The organism is Burkholderia sp. BCC1977 (assembly GCF_905339595.1).
Lineage (GTDB): Bacteria > Pseudomonadota > Gammaproteobacteria > Burkholderiales > Burkholderiaceae > Burkholderia.
The window spans coordinates 14936-33824 of the sequence record NZ_CAJPGQ010000031.1 but is presented as its reverse complement, the minus strand read 5'-3'; the positions used below and the strand labels follow the sequence as shown (position 1 = coordinate 33824).

Sequence of the window (18889 nt, the reverse complement as noted above, 5' to 3'; positions counted from 1 at the left end):
GCCATGGTCATTTCTCACTGGAACCAGTGTTCACGTGCTTTCATGATCAACGCCTTAGCGGCATCCTCTTCCATCCCGGTCATATCGACCAGTTCATCCACAGCCAGCTCGGCGAGATCGTCGCGCGTCTGCATGCCGTGTTCGGCCAGCTTCGCGAGCAACTCCGGCGTGATGCCGTCGAGGCCCTTCAAATCCAGCGCTGCGTTTTCGACCTTTTCTTCATTCGCGATCGCCATCGTCAACAGTGCGTCGCGTGCGCGATTGCGCAGCTCGTGCACGGTGTCCTCGTCGAACGCTTCGATTTCGAGCATTTCGTTGAGCGGCACGTAAGCGATCTCTTCGAGGCTCGTGAAGCCTTCGTCGATCAGGATGTCGGCAACTTCTTCATCGACGTCGAGACGCGCCATGAACAGCGAACGCAGTCGATCGCGCTCTTCACCCTGCTTCAGGGCGGATTCGTCCGGCGTCATGATGTTGATCTGCCAGCCGGTCAGTTCGCTGGCAAGGCGAACGTTCTGACCGCTGCGGCCGATCGCGACAGCCAGCTCGTTCTCGTCGACAACGACGTCCATCGAGTGCTTTTCTTCATCGACGACGATCGACTGGACGGCTGCCGGCGCGAGCGCGCCGATCACGAACTGGGCGGGATCCTCGGACCATAGCACGATGTCGATGTTTTCGCCACCGAGCTCGTTGCGCACGGCCTGCACGCGGGAGCCGCGGATACCGACGCAGGTGCCGATCGGATCGATCCGCTTGTCGTAGGCGATCACGCCGATCTTCGCACGCACGCCCGGATCGCGAGCGGCTGCCTTGATCTCGAGCAGGCCCTGCTCGATTTCCGGCACTTCCATCTCGAACAGCTTCATCAGGAACTCGGGCGCCGTGCGCGAGAGTTCGATCTGCGGGCCGCGCGCGGTGCGGTCGACCTTCGCGATGTACGCACGCACGCGGTCGCCCACGCGCAGGTTTTCCTTCGGGATCAGCTGGTCGCGGCGCAGCAGCGCTTCGACACGGCCCGATTCGACGATGAAGTTGCCCTTGTCGAGGCGCTTCACCGTACCCGTCATGATCTTTTCGCCACGCTCGAGGTAGTCGTTCAGGATCTGCTCGCGTTCGGCATCGCGCACCTTCTGCAGGATCACCTGCTTCGCGGCCTGCGCGCCGATACGGCCGAACTCGATCGACGGCACCGGCTCCTCGATGAACTCGCCGACTTCGACGTCGGGCTTCTGCTCACGTGCTTCGAACAGCAGGATCTCGCGATCCGGCTCCTGCAAGCCTGCCTCGTCGGGGACGACGAGCCAGCGACGGAAGGTTTCGTGCTCGCCGCTTTCGCGATCGATATGGACGCGGATTTCGGCGCCTTCGTCGAACAGCTTCTTGGAAGCGGAAGCGAGCGCGGCCTCGAGGGCGCCCAGCACCACATCCTTGTCGACGTTTTTCTCGCGCGCCAGCGCATCCACCAGCATCAACACTTCGCGACTCATTATTTGCGGCTCCTAAAGTCAACTTGCGGAATCAGGCGGGCTTTGTCGATATCGGCCAGCGTGAAATCCAGCATGGCCGCCTCGCCCTTCTTCCTCTCAAATTCCAAACCGATCGTTTCGCCATTCGGCGCGTGCAGAATGCCCCGGTACGTCTTGCGCCCGTCCAGCGGCTTTTTCAAGGTCACGGAAACTTCGCTGCCGGCGAAGCGCTCGAAGTCGGCCAGTTTCTTCAACGGGCGGTCGAGCCCCGGGGACGAGACTTCGAGCCGTTCGTAATCGATGTTTTCGACCGTCAAGACGTGCTGGAGCTGACGCGTGACCTTTTCGCAATCTTCGAGCGAGATGCCGGCAGGCTGATCGATATAGATGCAAAGCATGCCGCGCCCGGTGCGCTCGAGATCCACCAGCTCGTAGCCGAGCCCGGTGACCGTGGTTTCTATCAGTTCCGTCAGTTGCACAGTGTCCTCTCAGGTGTTCGCGCCCGCCGCTCGCGATTCACCCGCGGGCGCGCGCCTTAGCCGGCGCAGGAAGCGCTACCCGAGATGCCTAACCGTTTCAGCAAAAAAAAATGGGCGGAACGCCCATCTTCTTACTGGTGGTCGCACCTGAGCCGCACATTGAATCCGTACGCCCAGCGACTCCGCGATTATAGCGATTTTTGGCGCAAACGCCAAGCCAGCCGGTAAAAGCAGCGTCCAGCCCGCCTTTACCGACCAGAAATGCGAAACCGGACTGTCCGACCAGGCGGCACAATCCGGCAGCGCGATATATATACAGTCAAAAGCAAACCACGCAAGGCGAGGTACCGGCCCAATCGCACTCACGCCGATTTCGCCGGCACACCGGCGGCTTCACGCCGCCGTACGCCGGAAGCGCTCAGCGGCCGCGCGAGCGATTGCGCTGCGGACGCTGGCCACCGCGTGCGCCGCCACCGCTCCCACCGTTGCCAGCGCCTTCGGCGCGATTGCCGTTCGGGTTGCGGTTGCCACCACCCTTGCCGCCGCCACGCTTGCCGCCCGCGCCTTCGCGCTTGGGACCGGCGCCATACGACGCGCGATTGCCGTCGACATCGCGACCGCCACCCGAGCGATTACCATAGCCCGACGGCGAAACCGGCAAGCTGCCGTAGCCGCTCAGACCCGGCAGGCCCGGGGCGCCGCGTCGGCCGCCACCGCGACGCGGCTGGTCGAGCTGACCATGCGTCGTCAGCACCGGCTCGCGGCCGATGAAGCCCATCGACGTCTGCATCGGATCCGGCTGGCGGCGCTCGGCCGCCCCGCTACCACCGCGCTTGCCCTTTTCCTCGGACGGCGCCTTCAGGCCGACGGTCGCCATCAGCTTGCGCACCTGTGCCTCGTCGAGCTCTTCCCAACGACCGCGCTTCAGGCCGCGCGGCAGCGGGATCGGACCGTGGCGCGTACGGATCAGGCGGCTCACCATCAAGCCGGCCGCCTCGAACATCCGGCGCACTTCGCGGTTGCGGCCTTCAGCCAACGCCACGTGATACCAGTGGTTCGTGCCTTCGCCGCCGCCGTCGCGGATGCGCAGGAAGTTCGCCGGGCCGTCATCGAGCTCGACGCCATGCAGCAGCTTCTGCCGCATCCCTTCGGACAGTTCGCCGACGACGCGCACCGCATACTCGCGCTCGACGCTGTAGCGCGGATGCATGAAGCGGTTCGCGAGATCGCCCGACGTCGTCAGCATCAGCAGACCTTCGGTGTTGAAGTCGAGGCGGCCCACCGCGAGCCATTTCGCCGTCTTCATCGGCGGCAGGCGATCGAACACCGACGGACGACCTTCCGGGTCCGCGTGGCTGACGATCTCGCCGGTCGGCTTGTGGTACAGCAGCACGCGCGGCGGCTTGTTCGGGAGCTTGCGCTTGACCGGCTTGCCGTTGATGCGAACCTGGTCGGTCGGCATGATGCGCTGGCCGATGTGCGCGGGCTCACCGTTCACCGACACGCGGCCGGCGACGATCAGCTCTTCCATTTCGCGGCGCGAACCCATGCCGGCTTCCGCGAGCACCTTGTGCAGCTTCGGCGCGTCGTCGTCCGGCGACAGCACGCGCTTGTTCGTCGGCTGGCTGCGGCCGCGGCGCAGCATCGGCGCACGTACGCCGCTGCCGCCCGCCGAGTTGTCCGCGTCGAATGCCGGCGACGTCACATAGGCGAACAGATCGTCCTGCGACGCTGCGTCCCCTTCGGCCTTCGCCGCGCCGCCCTCGGCCTTCGCCGAACCGCCGCGCCGCCCCTGACCGCCTTGCCCGCCCTGGGCACCCTTGGCCGCGCCTTCGCGCTTGCCGGCCGGCTTGCGGCCGCCCTTGGCCGCACCTTCCTTGCGCGGCGCGCGTGCGGGCTGCGCTTCCGCCACCTCGGCGGCCGGCTGCGCGTCCGCGCCTTCGGCGCCCTGCGACTCGCCATCGCCCTTCGACTTGGCCGCCGCGCGGCGACGCGCGATCAGGCTGCGCGGGCCGCGCCGCAGGCCGCGGCGGGGACGCTCGTCACCACCCGCGGCCGGAGCGTCCTGCTCCGGCGCATCGTCGGCACGCGCGGCCTGCACGGCAGGCGCGGACGATTCAATATCGTGGATATCAGTCAAAACAACCTCAAAATGTCAGGTCTCGCGCCCGGCTCGGGCGCGGCAAGAAGTCGGCCGCGATCAGGCGCGGCGCTGTTCGGGTTCTGCTTCGTCGTCCGGCAGCGCGTTGGCGCCGATGGGCGCGCTGGCACTGCGTACGGCATCGGCAAAGCTGTCGGACGTATCGTCCAGCAACTCGCCGTCCGCGGGACGGGAGCGTGAGGCGTCGGCCTGGCCAGCCTCGCCCGGCATGTCGCCGGCCGCTTCCGCTCCGTCTCCGGCAACCGCGTCGGCGGCCGGCTTGCGATCTTCCTCGTTCCATTCCGCGCGCAGCGGCTCGGGCTGCCCGCCGGCCGGCGCTGCTTCGGCGCCGTCCTGTTCCATCTGAACGCGATCAGCTTCCAGCGTATCGCGGTTCGGCATTTCCTGCGTCGACGCGACTTCCGTTGCGGTGCCGCCCGGCAATTCTTCCGGCTGCACGTGCGGCTCGGCGGCCGCCGCTTCGCCGGCTTCCGGCACCGCGTCCGCCGCCGGCGCATCGCCGTCGAAGTCCATCGCCTGCTGCGCGAGCAGCGCGGCCTCGATGTTCGCGGCCGGCTCCTCGAGCGCCGGCAGGTCGTCAAGCGCCTTCAGGCCGAGATCGTCGAGGAACTGCTTGGTCGTCGCGTACAGCGCCGGACGTCCCGGCACGTCGCGATGCCCGATCACCTCGATCCAGCCGCGATCCTCGAGCTGCTTGACCACCTGCGTATTGACCGTGACGCCGCGAATCTCTTCGATGTCGCCGCGCGTGACCGGTTGCCGATACGCAATGATCGCGAGCGTCTCGAGCACCGCGCGCGAATATTTCGGCGGCTTCTCGGGATGCAGTCGGTCCAGATAATGGCGCATCGCCGGCTTGCTCTGAAAGCGCCATCCGGTTGCCAGCGCCACCAGTTCGACACCGCGGCCGGACCAATCCTGTTTCAGATCTTCGAGCAACGTGCGGACCGTGTCAGCCGACACGCCGTCGGCAAAGAGCTTGCGCAAATCGCCGAGCTTCAGCGGTTCCTGCGCGCAGATCAAAGCAGTCTCGAGGACGATCTTCGCCTCTTGGGTATTCATGCAGCTAGGCCAGACCCTGTGGTCAAACGAACCGGATCAACAAACAGACGAAAGGAACGGAAGACGCGCTCGCCCGATTCTGATCGGTCATATTGATGGGAGCACGAACCGGGGGCGGCGAACCAACTTCAAGCCAGGCCCAAACCGGACGGAACAGCACGATTCAACGACGGAACCGCGTGACTGAGCGCCATCTTACGCAAAATTGCCCTGTGCGTAAAGATGAGCCGAACGGCCCGCCGCCCGCACGTCGCAGCCGCTCCGTCCCCGCTTCAACGCAGGCCCGCGCCGCGCGCGAGGAACGCCCGCAAGCGCTCGACGCCTGCATCGAGGCGCGCCGGATCGCACGCGTAGCACCAGCGCACGAACCCTTCCCCCTCCGGGCCGAACGCGCGCCCCGGCGCCAGCCCGAGCCCGGCCTCGCGCACCAGCGACGTGCAGAACGCGAGACTGTCGTCCGCGCCCGGCAAGCGCAGGAACAGGTACATCGCGCCCGGCGGAGGCGGGACGTCGACGCCCGGCAACGTGCGCAGCGCGGCGACCAGATGGTCCCTCGCGCCACGCAGCGCCGCGACGAACGACTGCACGAACGACTCGCCGTCGCGCAGCGCGACTTCGCCCGCGGCCTGGATGAAACCCGGCGCGCACGACGTGTTGTATTCGACCAGCTTCGACAGATCGCCCATGACCGACGCCGGCGCGACCAGCCATCCGAGCCGCCAGCCCGTCATCGCCCAGGCCTTCGAGAACGAATTCACGACGATGACCCGCTCGTCGCGCGACGCGACATCGAGGAACGAGGCCGCGCCGTCCGCACCGAACGCAAGCCGCTCGTACACCTCGTCGGCGACCACCCAGATGCCGTGGCGCCGGCAATGCGCGAGTACGGCCCGCTGGTCGTCGCGGGACATCGTCCAGCCGGTCGGATTGTTCGGCGAGTTGACGAACAGCATCCGCGTGCCGCGCGTCAGCGCCGCGAGCAGCCGGTCGACGTCGAGCTGCCAGCCCGCATCGCCATGGCGGAGCGGCACGCATTCGACCTGCGCGCCGAGGATCTTCGGAATTTCGACGAGGTTCGGCCAGAGCGGCGTGACCGCGACGACGCGATCGCCCGGACCGACCAGCAGCTGCGCGGCCAGCATCAGCGCGCTCACGCCCGAACTCGTCACGGCGATCGTATCGACCGCCGTCGCGCCGTGACGTGCGCTCACGTAGGCCGCAATCGCGTTGCGCAGCGGCACCGTGCCGAGGTTGTGCGTATAGAAGGTTGCGCCGTCGCGCAGCGCAGCGGCAGCCGCGTCGCGAATGAAGGCCGGCGTCACGCGATCGGATTCGCCGAACCAGAACGGCAGCACGTCGGGCACGCCGAAGCCGGCGTTCGCCACTTCCCTGATCAGCGACGGACGCAGCGCCTGGACTGCGCTGCGTGCCGCCGGCGCGCCCGTCGCCGGGCCGACTTCTGCGGAATGCGTCATCGAGAACCGCCACCGAGGAACACGATCCGCGTAGTGTACCGGCGTGCACGCCGGATCCGCACCCTCAGTCGAGGTCTTCCGCCCGCGCCGGCATCTGGCGCGCGAGCTCCCAGATCGCCTGCGCGGCGGGCGACAGCGACCGGTCGCGGCGGCGCACCAGCTCGACCGTGCGCTCGGTACGCGGCGTCAGCGGCCGCGCAACCAGCGTCGATCCGGCCGGCAGCGGCAGCGACAGCCACGGCTGCACGCTCACGCCGACGCCGGCCTCGACGAGCCCGAATACCGTCGCCGAATGCCCGAGCTCCTGCACGACCGTCGCATTCACCCGATGGGCGGCCAGCGCGGCGTCGATCAGCGGCCGGCTTCCGGAGGCATGGTCGAGCAATACGAGGCGCTCGCCGTCGAGCGCCGTCCACGGCACCTCGGCCCGCGCCGCGAGCGGATGATCGGCGCGCGCGACCAGGCAGAACGAGTCGGTCATCAACGGTTCGCACACGAGATCGGCAACGGTGAGCGGCCCGATGACCACGCCGAAATCGACCTCGCTCGACTTCACCTTGCGCAGCACATCGCTCTGCACGTCGTCGCGCAGGCCGAGCGTGACGAACGGGAACTGGCGCTCGCACGATGCGACGACGCGCGGCATCAGCCGGCACGCGATCGTCGGGCTCGCGGCGACGATCACGCGCCCGCGCCGCTGCTCGCCGATCTCGCGAATCTCGCGCAGCGTGTCGTCGAGATCGTCGAGCAGGCGGGACACGCTCGCGATCAGGTTGGCCCCGACGTCGGTCAACTGAACGTCGCGCGTCGTCCGGTCGATCAGCTTCAGTCCGAGCTCGGCCTCGAGTTCGCGCACGCAACGGCTGACCGCAGACTGCGTGAGCCCGATCTCGTCGCCCGCGCGACTGAAGCTCCGGAGCCGCGCAACCTCGATGAATACGCGAAGCTGGCGCAGCGTAACGTTCATCCCCTCACCTCATCAATCGTCGATACCGATGCGCGATTTTAATGCGCGAAATCGGCCTCGATGCACGAATCCGGCACCGGCCGCACATGTTTCGCTGCGGTGCAATATCCACGCAAACGCACGTGGCACGGGCGAATTGCACAAGATTGGTGATTGTCCCGATTTGCTGGCGGGTTATTTTGGCGTCTTATACGCCCCTAGCTGACTTAGCCGTTAGCCCGCTGCCAAGCGGCTCTCAAGGGAATCGCCTCCGACATGGCACACATCGTGCTTTACCTGACGCACAGGGCGCAGGTCAAGTCGGACGGAAGGCAGAAACGCCGCTGCCGGCCAACCGGACGCCCCCACCCGGCACTCGACGCTCGAGTGCTTGAAGAGTGCGCGGCGCAGGGCAGCGCACCGGAGTTAGCTTCGCTGAGGTGAGGACATGATGCTGTTCGACGATTTGAGAGATAACGAGTGGGCGCTGGTCGAAGGTCTGTTTTGCTCGGAGCCCGCACGGAGTGAACGGCGCGGCCGCCCTCGCGTGGAGGCCCGTTCGGTGGTGAATGCCGTGCTGTGGGTACTGTCGACGGGTGAAGGCTGGTCGAAGCTGCCGGGCCGCTATCCGTCGCCGCCGACCTGCCGCCGTCGCTTCGACGAATGGCAGGCAGACGGTACGCTCGCCGAAATCGTCAAGCGACTCGGCACGAGCGGCCGCCAGATCTCGCTGCGCGGGCGCATCGGTGCAAGCGCGGCGAAGCCGCCTGCGCCGCCGAGCCGCGACCGACTGCGCGGCGCCTTCTGGACCAACCCGGAATCCTGGCGCGCCCCCGTGAAGATGGCGTAACACATGCTCGATCGGGCGGCTTCGGCCGCCCGGTTTCTTTCAGCGCCGCGCGCCTTGCGCGGCGCCCGCGCTGCCATCGATTACCGCTGTCGTGCCGCGATACATCTATTTACGATTATTTACAGCAAGCCTGCACTCCCGCGCTTACCTTAGCGACATATCAACAAGCCGCGCCGATGGCTTGAAGGGAGCCCCGCCATGAAACCAATGTCACTGCTCGTCGCATGCGGCATTGTCATTTCATTGGCGCTGACCGCCCCCGCTCGCGCCGACGATCGCACGAAGCCGCCTCACCACCAGCAGGATCATCGGAACACCCTTCGCCAGCAACCGCCCGCCACGCCGCCCAACCGGCAGACCGTGCCGCGCGGCGATCTGCGCGGCGACATCGCCAGCAACGCGCGGGCGCGTATCGGCTCGCAGCCGTCAGACCTGCCGCGTCATCCGTAGTCCGCACGATTTCGTCAAAGAAAATTCCCGAATTCGGGAACTGCGCGACATGCGACGAGTCACATCCGTTGCCATGAGCACAGCGTGGCAACAGCAAAAGTATCCGGTACGCCCGTATCCTCGCGATACGGGCTTTTTTTTGGGGGTCGCCGGCGACGGCTCGAGGACAGGCGTGCGCCGCTACAGGCGGCTTTCGAGAATCGCCACGGCGCTCGCTTCGCTCAATGCGTAGTCGTCCATACGGCGATCGGTCCAGGAAAGTAATTTCTCATCGCGCTCGAGGCGCGCGCATTCGGCCCGACCACTATCGGTCAGCACCGCGATGTCGACCGGTGCATGGAAACCCGGTGCGGGAGCAACGGTCTTCTGCCTGACCGTGTCCATCAGCCCCAGCGACCGGAGATACTCGAACACGCCCGGGCGGCGCGCCCACGGTACCTGGCGGTACTGCACTCGTCTCAATGCGTCGAGCACCGCTTCGTTGGAATACGTGGCCATCTCGATTCTTTCTTAAAGTGCAGCGACAATGCGAAGCGGCGCGCCGGGCGGGAGCTCCGCCCGCCGATACCGCCACCGATTCTGGAAGCCGACGTTCGGCGTCGCGTCAGGGCCGGATCGTCAGCCGTCCATAAAAAGACACCATACCCCAATCAAATTGATTCTGTTCGATTCATTTGTACTTCTCTTCATCGGTTTCATGCTCTGCCGCAAGCGGCGGCGACTCATCGCGATCGCGAGCGTCGCGCTGTTCTGGCTGCTCGCGACGGGCTGGCTCGCCGCACCGCTCATCGCGTGGACCGAGGCGGGCGTGACACCGGTCGAGCGCCCCGACATGCACGGCCGGACCACGCTGATCATCATCGGCATCGGCACGCGGCGCAGCGATACCGGCCTGCGGCCGCCTCCCGACGGGGAAGCACGCATCCGCACGACCGCGGCGCTCTACCGCACGTGCCGGCAGCAGGCCACCCGCTGCACCGTGGTGATGTCGGGCGGCGACCCGCAACATCACGGCGAAACCGAAGCGGCCGTCTACGGGCGCCGGCTGGTCGCCGAGGGCGTCGCTCCCGACGACCTGATTCTCGAGCCGAACAGCCGTACCACCTACGAAAATGCGAAATTCACTGCATCTATACTACGCTCACAACATGACGACACGCGCATTCTCGTCGCGTCGTCCTACCAGATGCGCCGCGCATTACTCGATTTCCGCCGCTTCGACATCGATCCGCAGCCTGTTTATTCGAACCGCCGGCACGCGCAGATGGGCTGGCTGCCCCGCTGGCACAACCTGGAAGACGCGAACCAGGCATTGCACGAGCTGATCGGCATCGCGCAGTTCCACGTCTACCGATGGCTCGGCTGGTTTTGATGACGACGCGCGCACCGGCGGCGAAAACGACCGTTCCGCCCAGGATGGCATGCGCATGACGGAATGCACGAAGTGTTGCGCGACTTCAACGGGGCCTTGCGCTGCACTGCGATCCGATGCACATTGATCCGTCACTTTTGTTACACTCGACACGCACTCGATTGCAGTCGCCAGACAAAACGGCAACATTCGGGTTCATCACCACTTAGCGGAGGTAAAGCAATGAAGAAGACGTCCCTGGCTATTCTGGTCGCGATGTCGGCGCTGACTGGCGCAGCGTATGCGCAAGAGAGCACGCAAATCCAGACCATCACCGATCCGGCCAAGATCGCCGAGATCGAGCAGCGCGCACAGGCACTGCAACAGCAGCAAGCAGCCGAGGCTGCTCAGCCGGCGATGAACGAAGAGCATCACGGCAAGAAGGCTGCTCACCACAAGGCAGCGAAGAAGGCTGGCAAGAAGGCCGCCAAGGCCGCTCCGGCAGACGCTGCCAGCCAGTAAGTTCGGCGGCACCGCACACGCGAAAAGCCGAATCCGGGCAACCGGGTTCGGCTTTTTTGGTTGCGGCGCCTGCGCGCTGTGCTAAAGTCGCGCACCGAAATTTTCCACCCGTGCGCACCCCGGTGCGGAGGACAGCATGAGCAACATTCAACTCGACATCGAGTGGACCGAAGCAGCCACTCGCAAGATCAAGCAACTGATGCCGCGCGGCTCGGAAGACGCCTTCCTCGCGCTGCCGCCGATCGAGTGCCTGCCGATGGAGGGCGACGTGCTTTTCCTCGGCCCGCAAGGCAAGCAGCAGCCGTTCATCGTCGCCGAACGCCAGTATCACCATGACGGCGATGCCGACTGGACGATCATCCTGATTCTCGACGTACCCAGCGCGTCGCATTGACGCGTCGCGGCGGCCGGCAACGCGTCCGGCCGCACCGCCCCGCTCACACGCGCTTCGACGGCATGCGCATCCCGGGCCGATCGGCCCCGCCCGCGGCCACTACGCGATAAGTTTGAATGTGCGCGGAACGCGCATGCACGGCCAACGCGGCCTCGCTCTCCCTGCGCGCGACGAATACCCCCACTCGAAAAAGATTGCGAATCAGCGCCTCCGCACCAGCCGGATCGGCATGCCCTCGCATTGCGGCCCCACCAAAAAAATTGCCCGCGCTTCATTTGAAGCGCGGGCGAAACCGTCGCCCTACGAGGATAGGCGACGGGGCCATCGAGATCCGCGCACCGCACGGATCATCATCGGTTGCACCGGCGCTCCCAGCGCCGGCATCTGAAGACGTCGAAACCGTTGGTCGGGCGCTCGCGACGCCTGCCCAGTCTCTGACGCCATCCTCCCTGTCCTAACGATTCAAACTTATAAAGCAGTTTGCGTGCCAGATGCGTTTTCGAAAACACGCCATTGATTCATAAGGATATTTTCCACGACCATGACGATGTGACACCTGCTCTGCCGCCGTAACGCGCGGATGTTACGTAACGTCACGAGGCGGGACCGAACGCCCCACACACGCCGGCGTCGGCGCCGCGCGACCATGAAAAAAACCCGCCGGAAGGCGGGCTTTTTCGAAGAGCGGGGTCGTACCGCGATCAGCGCAGCTGATTCACGAGCAGCCCCATGATCTGCCGGGCCGGCGACGACGTATCGATCGCGCCCGAATCGTCGACGACTGCCACACGCGTCTGGTCGGGCGTCAGCGCCTTCACGTTGACGCGATACTGCTTCGCCTGCTTTTCCTTCTTGCCGTGGAACAGCTGGCTCCAGAAGCCCTGCTCGGCCGCGCTCAGATCCTTCGGATCGACATAACGCACGAAATACAGACCCTTCGAGCGATCGCGATCGTCGACCGTGAAGTTCGCGCGATCGAGTGCGAGGCCGATATGCAGCCACGACCGGTCGTACGGCTCGCCGAGCGTGACTTCGGACGGCACCGTGCTCGAGTCGACGTCGTTCGCTTGCGACGACGCACGCGCGACGTTCTGCGCAGCGATCGCCGCCGCGGCAGCCTTCGATGCGTCGGTATCCGCCTTCTTGTCCTTCGGCACCGTGTTGTCGTTGATGTTCGCGACCGGCGGCTCGCCGTTCTTCGCACGCTGCTCGTTCTGCGCGAGCACCGCCATCAGCCGCTTCAGGTATTCCGTCTCGAGCGCCGGATCGTTCGGCTTCGCTTCCCACTTGCTCGAATCGTTGTTCGCGCCGGTGATCGCCTCACGCATGCCCTTCTGGCTGATGAACACATAGGTGCCGCCGCTCGGCGCCGAATCGAGGCGCGTGCGGTACTTGTTGCGCTCGGCCGTCACGTACGAATTGCCCATCGCCTTCGAGATCACGCTGCGGATCAGACCGTCGTTGATCTGCGGATGGGTTTCGTTCCAGTCGGTTTCCATCACGCCCTTGTCGCGCTGGTCGACGACGAGCAGAAAGCCCTGCTCCTGCCAGAAGCGGCGAACTTGCGGCCAGATGTCGGCGGGCTTCTTGCCGTCGATCACGAGCCAGCTCTCGGTGCCGTCGCGCTGGATATGCATGCCTGCCACGGCGGGCGCGACGGTGTCCGCCGCGGGTGCCGTGTGCTGGACCTGCTGAAGCGCGGACAGGGAAGTCGCGCCGCCCTGTGGCGGCAGCGAACGCTGATCGGCCGTCTCGTCGAGCATGTTGGGCGGCACTGCGAGCGACGCTTCCTTCGATTTCGAATCGCTCTTGTAGTCCACTTTCGTGGGCGACGACGTACCGCAACCGGCGACGAGCGCGCCGGTGGCGAGCACTGCAGCGAACCGCATGGTAAGACGAAGATCAGTCATGTTCGGGGAATCCTCTTCCGCTAAATCACGGCGCTTTCCGTGGATCAACCTTGCATTTTACCGGGGCCGCGCCGGGATGTGCAAAAAAGCGACGCGCAAGAAAAAACCCGCGTCAGCCTGAACTGACGCGGGTTCTTTGTCTGGTCGGGGCGAGAGGATTTGAACCTCCGACCACCTGCACCCCATGCAGGTACGCTACCAGGCTGCGCTACGCCCCGAAAGAAAAAAATTATAACAGACAGTTGGCCGGTTTAGAACGGGTCGCATGCATTTTGTGCATGTTCCTGCGAAATTTTTTTACGGCATGACGTAACGAAACAAGACGTCTTCGATGCGAGCGGCAAGGCGCATGGCCGTCGCGCCCACGCGCCGGCCATGCGCCTTGCCTGAGCTCACCGCCTGCGCGCGACACAGATGACCGTGAGGCCCGCCACCCGGTTGAACCGGAACATCGGCAACTCCGCCCGGCAGATCAGCTTGAGCAGACCGTTGACGACCGGATGGTGCCGGCGCAATTGCGACGCCGGTTCGCGCGGCTGCCGGCGCGCCCGCTCGCTCAGTCGCAATGCCGCCGCGAGCGGAAACGTGAGGCCGAAGTAGTATGCGCCGCGCTCGACCTCCAGCCCCGCACGACGCGCGACGTCCTCGAGGCCGGCGAGCGTATACCGGCGCTTGTGCTCGAGAAAATCGTCATGCGCGCTCCAGAGGAACTGAAACGCGGGCACCGTGATCAGGAAGCGGCTGCCCTTCGGCGCGCCCGCCACGTAGCGGGCAAGCAACCCGACATCGTCGTCGACGTGCTCGAGGACATCCATCAGCAGCACCAGATCGGCATCGAATCGATCGACGGCGCGGCGAAAATGGACGGGCTTGCCGGCCGCCTCCCCGTCAGTATCGTCGGCGTAGCTCGTATCGACACACCATGCTTCCATCGCCTGCGTACGCTCGAGCAGATGTTTGGAAAAAAAGCCCGAGCCGGCACCGACGTCGAGTATCCGGTTCGCGTCCGACGCGCCCAGAAACCGACGGATCGCGCTCGCCTTCGACGCGTAGTACCAGTGATCGCCTACATCCGCTCCCAATACGTCGAGCTCCTTCAGATCCATGACGCCTCCCCCGTGTCGGCCACCATGCTTGATCCATCAAGCCTCTGACGCCGATCTTACCGCGCCGCGACCGTCGCACGTACGGCAAGTTGCGCGATTCGCTCGGGCAGCCTGCGTCGCGCCCTAGTCGAAAAGGACGATGGCCGTTCCGCCGCGGATCGCTACCGTGCGCTTACCCGGCGCGAGATCGACGCGCACGGCGCATCGTCCGACTGCATGCCGATCGATATCGCACGGCTCCGCTTTGCCGCGCTGCACGGCTCGCCCGCAGCGGGTTCGGTCGCAACCGCGGTCGCGACGTCCTGTCACCGTCTCAGACAAAGGCCAGTGAATGATTCAGAAAAACAAAATTTCCCGTCGACACTTTCTCCGGCTGGGTGCCGGCACGCTCGGTATCGCGCTGGGAGGCGCGTCGCTTCTGTCCGCGTGCGGCGGCGACTCGATCGCGGTCGCCCCCGTCACGACACCCAGGCTCGGTTCGGCAGCGAACTTTCGTGACACCGCGGGACCGGACGGAACGGGCTATGCCACCGCGAGCGGCGCAGCGATGAAGAAAGGCGTGATCTACCGGTCGTCCGCGCTCACGTTGTCCGCGGCCGACCTCGCAACGGTCGATGCGCTCGGCATCACGCAGGTGTGCGACCTGCGCACGACCGCCGAGATCCACGCGCAGCCGGACGTGCGATTGGCCGGCGCCACCTGGCAGAACCTGAACGTGCTCGGCGTCGCCGGTCTCGGCCCGCTTCCGACGAGTGGCGCGACTGCCGCGGCCTTCATGCAAGCCATGTATCGGGCGTTCGTGACGTCGGAAACGGCACGGACCAGTTACCACGCGCTATTCGCGGGCTTTGCCGCATCCGGCGGCAACCTGGTCTTCCACTGCACGGCCGGCAAGGATCGCACCGGCTGGGCGACGGCCATTCTGCACACGATCCTCGGCGTCCCGCAGCAGACGATTCTTGCCGACTATCTGCTGACCAACGTCTACAGCGCGTCGGAAATCGCCGCCTATGTCGCGCAGGCGCAGAAGAACGGCGGGCAGGATGCGGCCGACATGATGGCCGCGCTGCAAAGCGCGCAAGCCGCCTACCTGCAGGCGGCGTTCGATCAAGTCGCCGCGTCGTATGGCTCGATGACGTCGTACATCGACAACGGCCTGCAGCTGGACCAGGCGACGCAGAATGCAATCCGGCGGCGCATGCTGGTCTAATCGGTCGTTCAGGCCGATAACGCTGGCGCGTCCGCGCCTCCTGCCGCCCGCACCCGGAATCGGACACGGCCTTCAGCCGGCACGGAAACCCGCGTCAGCCAACGCCGACGCCGGGTTTGCCGATCCGGCGCGGTGCGCGCCGCCCGCCTCGCCCCCAAAACCAAACGACCGTTTGATCTTGCCGCCCCGCCGCCGCGAATCCATTGCCCTGCCGCCCGCGGACCGGCCTTGCCCGGACGCCCGCTGTTTGGTGACGCCGCTCTAGCGCGCTATGCCACACTGCACGGCATCGACGTCCGCGCCGTGCATCGGCCGCGCGCCCTCGTCGATCACGACAAGACATGGAGACAGACGATGCGGAATGCGGTCCGGCGCGGCCATCGCACGCCTTTGGCAATTCTCGACTGGATGGCCGGCCCGCAACGCGCGGCCGCGTCGGCTTCACACGGTACCTCTCGCGCACTCGGCTGCGGCATGCTTGTGCTCGCACTGCTCTGCGCCGGCTGTGCGGAACCGGCCGCGCAGCGCGACGGCAACGCGTCGGTCGCAGCGACGAAGATCGAGCGCGCCAAAGCCGAACGCCTCGCCCACGAACAGCAGATCGCCCGCACCGTGCCGTCGCTCGCGTCGATCAGCCTCACGCAACCGCGCCCGTTCACGCTGCGCGACTCCGGCCAGAACGGTGCGATGACGTTTCTGCGCGACGTCGATTTCCGCATCGTCGACAACCTCGGCTTCTTCGTCCATCAACTGTCCGCGACACTCGTGCCGACGCAGGCCGGCGCACCGATCGTGTTCGACGATCCGACGAGCTTCGAGATCGACGTGCACGAAGGCGCGGTCACGCTCGACAACACGAAGCTGACCGCACTCTTCAACACCTACATTTTCGGTTACCGCAACGCGCCGCTGCGCAAGCTCACCGTATCGGCCGGCGAAGGCGTGATCCATCTGGAGGGCGAGATGCAGCGTGACGGCTGGGTGCCGTTCTCGCTGACCGGCACGCTCGCGATCCGCGACGGCAGCCAGCTCGTGTTCCACCCGAGCGGCGTGCGCGTGTCGGGCATCAACGCGCAGCCGGTGATGCGCGCGGCCAACGTGAAGATGGCCGACCTGCTGAAGGTCGAGACACCGATCGCACGGCTCGCCGGCGACGACCTCGTGATGTCGGTCGACAAGCTGATGCCGCCGCCGCGGCTGAAGATCAGGATCACCGCGCTGCGCGTGACGCCGGCCGGCCTCGACCTGACGCTCGACGACGGCTCGCACGCCGGCTTCGCGCTGCCCGCGAACGCGCCGCGACAGGCGATGGTCATCCGCGGCGGCGACGTAAAGTTCATGCGCTCGATGCCGATGAACGCCGACATCCTGATCGGCCCGGTCGATTCGACGAAGCGCGACCAGAACTTCGTGTTCGACCTGTATCACTATCGCGATCAGGTATCGGCCGGCTATTTCAATTTCGACGAAAACGGCGCGATGGCGATCCGGATGCCGTCGTACGCAGGCCCCGCGAGCGGCGCCGCGCTCGGCAACGCGGCCGCTCGCCTGAACGACAGCTTCCTCGCCGCGCAGCAGAATGCGTTGCGCGACTCGCGCCAGCACTGGGAAGCGTTTGCGCTCGCGGCCAGCGCGCCGCAACCCGGCATGCAGAAAGTCGCGATGCGACGTTCGTCGACCACCCCGTTCAACGAACGGCACGTGTCGAACCGCCACCCGACGATCCACCTGCACAACGTCGACTTCAACCTGTCCGGCGACATCGGCTTCCACGTCGAGGATCTCGACGTCCAGCTCATCGCGAAACGCCCCGGCGAACCGGTCGACCTCGACGATCCGAACCAGTACGACATCCGCATTCTCGGCGGGACGGTCGTCGAATCGTGGAAGGCGATGTCGGCGCTCTTCAACCACTACCTGCTCGACTATTCGCCGCGCTCGCTGAACGACCTGCAGTTGAGCGCGGATGGCCAGGACCTGCGCGTCCAGGGCGGCATCAAGCTGTGGAATCACGTGCCCGGCGTGTGGCTGCCGACCGACATGAAGGGCTCGCTTTCGGTGCTCGACGACCGGCACCTCGCGTTCAAGCCGGCGCAGGTATCGGTGCTCGGCATCCCGCAAGCGAAGCTGCTGCGCTCGCTCGGCATCGAGCTCGCGTCGCTGACGCCGCTGCAGCGCCGCGGCGCGGAACTGCGCGGCGACACGCTCGTGCTCGACCAGTACACCGTGTTCCCGCCGCCCGTGCTGAACGGCAAGCTCGGCCAGGCGACGGTCGAACGCGACGGACTGCGCCTCACGTTCCGACGCGCCGTCGACGCACCCATGCCGAAGCGGCCGCAGATCGACGCGCAGAGTTACATGTGGATGGAAGGCGGCGACATGAAAATGTTCAACGTGCTCGAACTGAACGTGCGCGCGCTGATCCGGAACTCGGCCGAGGCCGGCCCGATGCGCTTCGACCTGTACGGCTACCGCAGCCAGGTTGCGCAAGGCTCGGTGCGCATGCTGCCGGACGGCACGCTGGTCGTCGACATGGGCAAGCCGAACCCGCTCGCATCGCGCTGACATCGCGGGCCCGCATGCATGAAAAAGCCCGGTGGCGCGTCGCCAACCGGGCTTTGTTCTGATTCGGGCGTCGCGCTCAGTCGTGCTTCAGTCCGTCGATCACGTCGAGGAGCGCCTGCCGCAATGCGATCACGTCGACCGTCGCACCCGGCTTGGCCGATGCACGCGCATCGGCGGCCGGCACGTCGGGCTCGACCGGTGCCGCGGCAGCGCGTTCGCCGCCCGGCGAATCGAGCCGGTTGCGCGCCCCGTTGATCGTGAACCCCTGTTCGTACAGCAACTCGCGAATCCGTCGGATCAGCAGCACTTCGTGGTGCTGGTAATACCGGCGATTGCCACGCCGCTTCACCGGCCGCAACTGCGTGAATTCCTGTTCCCAGTAACGCAGCACGTGCGGCTTGACCCCGCACAGTTCGCTGACTTCACCGATCGTGAAATAGCGCTTCGCGGGAATCGGAGGCAAGACGACTTTCTCAACCGTGGTGGTCATCGTCGGTTAACCGTCGGTAAAGGGTGCGCGGCGGCCGCGCGGAGACGTCGGCGCGGGGGCGTTACTCCGCGCCGTTTTCGACCAGCGCCTTCAGCTTCTGGCTCGCGTGGAAGGTTACCACCCGGCGGGCCGCGATCGGAATCGCCTCGCCCGTCTTCGGATTGCGGCCCGGACGCTGCGGCTTGTCGCGCAGCTGGAAGTTGCCGAACCCCGACAGCTTGACGCTTTCGCCGTTTTCGAGCGCATCGCGAATCACCTCGAAAAACGCCTCGACCATGTCCTTCGCTTCACGCTTGTTCAGCCCGACGCTGTCGAACAGCAGCTCCGCCAGTTCCGCTTTCGTCAGCGTCGGCGTCTCGGTGGACGCCGGCGCCGAAGCGTCGCGGTTCATGGCGCTGCGTTGCGCCGTCAGGAGGGCTTCGAATTCACTCGAGGTCATGTCGTTCATA

17 protein-coding genes, 1 tRNA gene and 1 pseudogene are annotated in these 18889 nt (G+C 65.9%); 7 read left to right on the top strand and 12 right to left on the bottom strand.

Going from position 1 to position 18889, the window contains the following annotated elements; all coding sequences use genetic code 11:
- Nucleotides 1-14 precede the first annotated feature (14 nt).
- The 6 genes from nusA to U5771_RS23575 form a co-directional block, all read right to left on the bottom strand.
- Nucleotides 15-1490: a transcription termination factor NusA gene (gene nusA / locus U5771_RS23600; protein ID WP_322026187.1), complete on the bottom strand. Its 1476-nt coding sequence runs from the start codon at nt 1488-1490 to the stop codon at nt 15-17.
- A complete protein-coding gene (gene rimP, locus U5771_RS23595) occupies nt 1490-1948 on the bottom strand; it encodes a ribosome maturation factor RimP (protein ID WP_014897219.1) in 459 nt (152 codons plus the stop codon). The genes nusA and rimP overlap by 1 nt, the downstream gene beginning before the upstream one ends.
- Nucleotides 1949-2366: 418 nt before the next feature.
- Nucleotides 2367-4088, bottom strand: coding sequence for a 23S rRNA pseudouridine(2605) synthase RluB (gene rluB / locus U5771_RS23590; protein WP_322026186.1), 1722 nt, complete (start codon nt 4086-4088; stop codon nt 2367-2369).
- A gap of 60 nt (nt 4089-4148) precedes the next feature.
- The gene (gene scpB, locus U5771_RS23585; protein WP_322026185.1) at nt 4149-5171 is read right to left on the bottom strand and encodes an SMC-Scp complex subunit ScpB; all 1023 of its coding nucleotides are present in this window, start codon (nt 5169-5171) and stop codon (nt 4149-4151) included.
- Nucleotides 5172-5443: 272 nt separating this feature from the next.
- Nucleotides 5444-6646, bottom strand: coding sequence for a pyridoxal phosphate-dependent aminotransferase (locus tag U5771_RS23580; RefSeq protein ID WP_322026184.1), 1203 nt, complete (start codon nt 6644-6646; stop codon nt 5444-5446).
- A 64-nt stretch (nt 6647-6710) separates the two neighbouring features.
- On the bottom strand, nt 6711-7613 hold the full coding sequence (locus U5771_RS23575) for a LysR family transcriptional regulator (RefSeq protein ID WP_322026183.1): 903 nt from the start codon (nt 7611-7613) through the stop codon (nt 6711-6713).
- A 430-nt stretch (nt 7614-8043) separates the two neighbouring features.
- Here U5771_RS23575 and U5771_RS23570 point away from each other — a divergent pair.
- Nucleotides 8044-8439 (top strand): annotated as a pseudogene (locus U5771_RS23570) (transposase); the annotation flags it as partial.
- Between the two features lie 201 nt (nt 8440-8640).
- The gene (locus U5771_RS23565) at nt 8641-8892 is read left to right on the top strand and encodes a hypothetical protein (protein ID WP_322026182.1); all 252 of its coding nucleotides are present in this window, start codon (nt 8641-8643) and stop codon (nt 8890-8892) included.
- Between the two features lie 180 nt (nt 8893-9072).
- On the opposite strand, the gene U5771_RS23560 is transcribed toward U5771_RS23565, so the two are convergent.
- Nucleotides 9073-9390, bottom strand: a complete 318-nt coding sequence (locus U5771_RS23560) for a hypothetical protein (protein WP_059510817.1) — start codon at nt 9388-9390, stop codon at nt 9073-9075.
- Between the two features lie 157 nt (nt 9391-9547).
- On the opposite strand from U5771_RS23560, the gene U5771_RS23555 reads away from it, so the two are divergent.
- The 3 genes from U5771_RS23555 (at nt 9548) to U5771_RS23545 (ending at nt 11159) form a co-directional block, all read left to right on the top strand.
- Nucleotides 9548-10264, top strand: a complete 717-nt coding sequence (locus U5771_RS23555; RefSeq protein WP_322026231.1) for a YdcF family protein — start codon at nt 9548-9550, stop codon at nt 10262-10264.
- A gap of 222 nt (nt 10265-10486) precedes the next feature.
- Nucleotides 10487-10765 (top strand): hypothetical protein, encoded by a 279-nt coding sequence (locus tag U5771_RS23550; RefSeq protein ID WP_322026181.1) that lies wholly within the window; start codon nt 10487-10489, stop codon nt 10763-10765.
- A gap of 136 nt (nt 10766-10901) precedes the next feature.
- A complete protein-coding gene (locus tag U5771_RS23545) occupies nt 10902-11159 on the top strand; it encodes a DNA-binding protein (protein ID WP_096506837.1) in 258 nt (85 codons plus the stop codon).
- Between the two features lie 701 nt (nt 11160-11860).
- Here the strand turns inward: U5771_RS23545 and bamC are convergent.
- The 3 genes from bamC to U5771_RS23530 form a co-directional block, all read right to left on the bottom strand.
- Entirely contained in the window at nt 11861-13069 is a 1209-nt protein-coding gene (gene bamC, locus U5771_RS23540; RefSeq protein ID WP_322026180.1) for an outer membrane protein assembly factor BamC, read from the bottom strand.
- A 141-nt stretch (nt 13070-13210) separates the two neighbouring features.
- A tRNA-Pro gene (locus U5771_RS23535) sits at nt 13211-13287 on the bottom strand.
- 174 nt (nt 13288-13461) lie between these two features.
- Nucleotides 13462-14175, bottom strand: coding sequence for a class I SAM-dependent methyltransferase (locus U5771_RS23530; protein WP_322026179.1), 714 nt, complete (start codon nt 14173-14175; stop codon nt 13462-13464).
- A 331-nt stretch (nt 14176-14506) separates the two neighbouring features.
- On the opposite strand from U5771_RS23530, the gene U5771_RS23525 reads away from it, so the two are divergent.
- Both U5771_RS23525 and U5771_RS23520 read left to right on the top strand, forming a co-directional pair.
- A complete protein-coding gene (locus U5771_RS23525; protein WP_322026178.1) occupies nt 14507-15385 on the top strand; it encodes a tyrosine-protein phosphatase in 879 nt (292 codons plus the stop codon).
- Nucleotides 15386-15739: 354 nt separating this feature from the next.
- The gene (locus U5771_RS23520) at nt 15740-17950 is read left to right on the top strand and encodes a hypothetical protein (protein ID WP_322026177.1); all 2211 of its coding nucleotides are present in this window, start codon (nt 15740-15742) and stop codon (nt 17948-17950) included.
- A 76-nt stretch (nt 17951-18026) separates the two neighbouring features.
- Here the strand turns inward: U5771_RS23520 and U5771_RS23515 are convergent, their stop codons facing one another.
- Both U5771_RS23515 and U5771_RS23510 read right to left on the bottom strand, forming a co-directional pair.
- Complete coding sequence (locus U5771_RS23515) at nt 18027-18440, bottom strand: MerR family transcriptional regulator (protein WP_322026176.1); 414 nt, start codon at nt 18438-18440, stop codon at nt 18027-18029.
- A 61-nt stretch (nt 18441-18501) separates the two neighbouring features.
- On the bottom strand, nt 18502-18888 hold the full coding sequence (locus U5771_RS23510; RefSeq protein ID WP_006486093.1) for an integration host factor subunit alpha: 387 nt from the start codon (nt 18886-18888) through the stop codon (nt 18502-18504).
- Between the last annotated feature and the right edge of the window lies 1 nt (nt 18889).

Excerpts from the sequence above, each read along its gene's own strand:
- U5771_RS23515 (WP_322026176.1), bottom strand. The coding sequence starts at position 18,440 with ATGACCACCACGGTTGAGAAAGTCGTCTTGCCTCCGATTCCCGCGAAG.
- bamC (WP_322026180.1), bottom strand. The coding sequence starts at position 13,069 with ATGACTGATCTTCGTCTTACCATGCGGTTCGCTGCAGTGCTCGCCACC.
- U5771_RS23580 (WP_322026184.1), bottom strand. The coding sequence starts at position 6,646 with ATGACGCATTCCGCAGAAGTCGGCCCGGCGACGGGCGCGCCGGCGGCA.
- U5771_RS23530 (WP_322026179.1), bottom strand. The coding sequence starts at position 14,175 with ATGGATCTGAAGGAGCTCGACGTATTGGGAGCGGATGTAGGCGATCAC.
- U5771_RS23510 (WP_006486093.1), bottom strand. The coding sequence starts at position 18,888 with ATGAACGACATGACCTCGAGTGAATTCGAAGCCCTCCTGACGGCGCAA.
- U5771_RS23550 (WP_322026181.1), top strand. The coding sequence starts at position 10,487 with ATGAAGAAGACGTCCCTGGCTATTCTGGTCGCGATGTCGGCGCTGACT.
- U5771_RS23560 (WP_059510817.1), bottom strand. The coding sequence starts at position 9,390 with ATGGCCACGTATTCCAACGAAGCGGTGCTCGACGCATTGAGACGAGTG.
- U5771_RS23525 (WP_322026178.1), top strand. The coding sequence starts at position 14,507 with ATGATTCAGAAAAACAAAATTTCCCGTCGACACTTTCTCCGGCTGGGT.
- U5771_RS23545 (WP_096506837.1), top strand. The coding sequence starts at position 10,902 with ATGAGCAACATTCAACTCGACATCGAGTGGACCGAAGCAGCCACTCGC.
- U5771_RS23565 (WP_322026182.1), top strand. The coding sequence starts at position 8,641 with ATGAAACCAATGTCACTGCTCGTCGCATGCGGCATTGTCATTTCATTG.
- U5771_RS23520 (WP_322026177.1), top strand. The coding sequence starts at position 15,740 with ATGCGGAATGCGGTCCGGCGCGGCCATCGCACGCCTTTGGCAATTCTC.
- U5771_RS23575 (WP_322026183.1), bottom strand. The coding sequence starts at position 7,613 with ATGAACGTTACGCTGCGCCAGCTTCGCGTATTCATCGAGGTTGCGCGG.
- nusA (WP_322026187.1), bottom strand. The coding sequence starts at position 1,490 with ATGAGTCGCGAAGTGTTGATGCTGGTGGATGCGCTGGCGCGCGAGAAA.
- scpB (WP_322026185.1), bottom strand. The coding sequence starts at position 5,171 with ATGAATACCCAAGAGGCGAAGATCGTCCTCGAGACTGCTTTGATCTGC.